This window comes from Pseudomonas sp. LAMO17WK12:I10 (assembly GCF_900215185.1).
Taxonomy (GTDB): Bacteria; Pseudomonadota; Gammaproteobacteria; order Pseudomonadales; family Pseudomonadaceae; genus Aquipseudomonas; species Aquipseudomonas chlororaphis.
In genome coordinates this window covers 1-1,094 of sequence record NZ_OBDX01000098.1, presented here as the reverse complement: position 1 = coordinate 1,094, position 1,094 = coordinate 1, and the positions used below count along the sequence as shown (strand labels likewise).

Sequence of the window (1,094 nt, the reverse complement as noted above, 5' to 3'; positions counted from 1 at the left end):
TTTCTCGATCTTGCGCAGCGCCTTGTACAAGGCACTGCGCTTTCCATGTTTCTTGTAGCTGCTGCGGCGGGCCGCAATCTGCCAGATGACCTGACAACCTTCATGTTTTGCTCTGACGCAGGCGCTGTCCATGTATGACGCGTATCAGGCGCAGCTGGAGGTTTGCGACCAGCAGATTGCACAGACGCTGATCACGCTCTCGCAAGAAAAGACATCGCCAACTGAGCCGCTACCAAAACCACGGCATCGTACCCGGCAACCCAACGCGCTCAACTTCGATGTCCGTACCTTGCTCTATCAATTGGTCGGAGTCGATCTGACCCAGATCCACGGCATTGGCCCCTACCTGGCCTTGCGTTTGGTTACCGAATGCGGCACGGGTCTGAGTCGATGGCGTACCTGTCATCATTTCACTTCTTGGCTCACTCTCGCGCCTGGCTGTCGTATCAGTGGCGGCAAGGTCCTTTCGGCCCATACCCGTAAGACCAAAAATCGGGTGACCGCCCACCTGCGGTTAGCTGCGGTAACGGTCGGAAGAACGAACACGGCATTGGGTGCATTCTATCGACGCCTTGCGGCTCGAATCGGTAAAGCCAAGGCAGTCACTGCCACCGCGCGAAAGATCGCCATCCTGCTCTACAACGCCATGCGTTTCGGCATGAATTATCAAGACCCAGGAGCCGATCACTACGAGCAAAAATATCGGGAGCGAGTGGTGAAAGGTTTATACCGACGTGCAGCTGAATTTGGCTTCACGCTGCAACCGGCGGATGGTGTTTCTTAGGAAGGCTACCGCGCTCTTGATGTCGGAAGAGCACGAGCGCATGCGCTGATTGATCAACTGAGCATCCAAGAGCCGGTTGATTGGCTTTGCGTGGTCTTTGATATCACTCGCTCATGCTACTACACCCACCGCCTCAGACGTCGAACTCCGGACGTTGAACGACTTCGGTTACGCAGTCGAGTCAATGAGCTGTTTACGCAGAGTCGAAGCACTGTCGGCAGCCGCAGCATCGTGTCGATGATGCAGGAAGATGGCGAGCAAATCGGACGGTTCAAGGTGCGTGGCCTGATGCGGGAACTGGCGTTAGTCA

General features: G+C 55.9%; 1 protein-coding gene and 2 pseudogenes. 2 read left to right on the top strand and 1 reads right to left on the bottom strand.

What is annotated here, in order from left to right:
• Nucleotides 1–114 (bottom strand): annotated as a pseudogene (locus tag CRO75_RS32290) (IS5/IS1182 family transposase); the annotation flags it as partial.
• 16 nt (nucleotides 115–130) lie between these two features.
• Between CRO75_RS32290 and CRO75_RS32285 the strand changes: the two are divergent.
• Both CRO75_RS32285 and CRO75_RS32280 read left to right on the top strand, forming a co-directional pair.
• Nucleotides 131–784 carry a transposase gene (locus tag CRO75_RS32285; protein WP_239990687.1) on the top strand — a complete coding sequence of 218 codons (654 nt, stop codon included), beginning with the start codon at nucleotides 131–133 and terminating at the stop codon, nucleotides 782–784.
• A pseudogene (locus CRO75_RS32280) lies at nucleotides 785–1,094 on the top strand (IS3 family transposase); the annotation flags it as partial.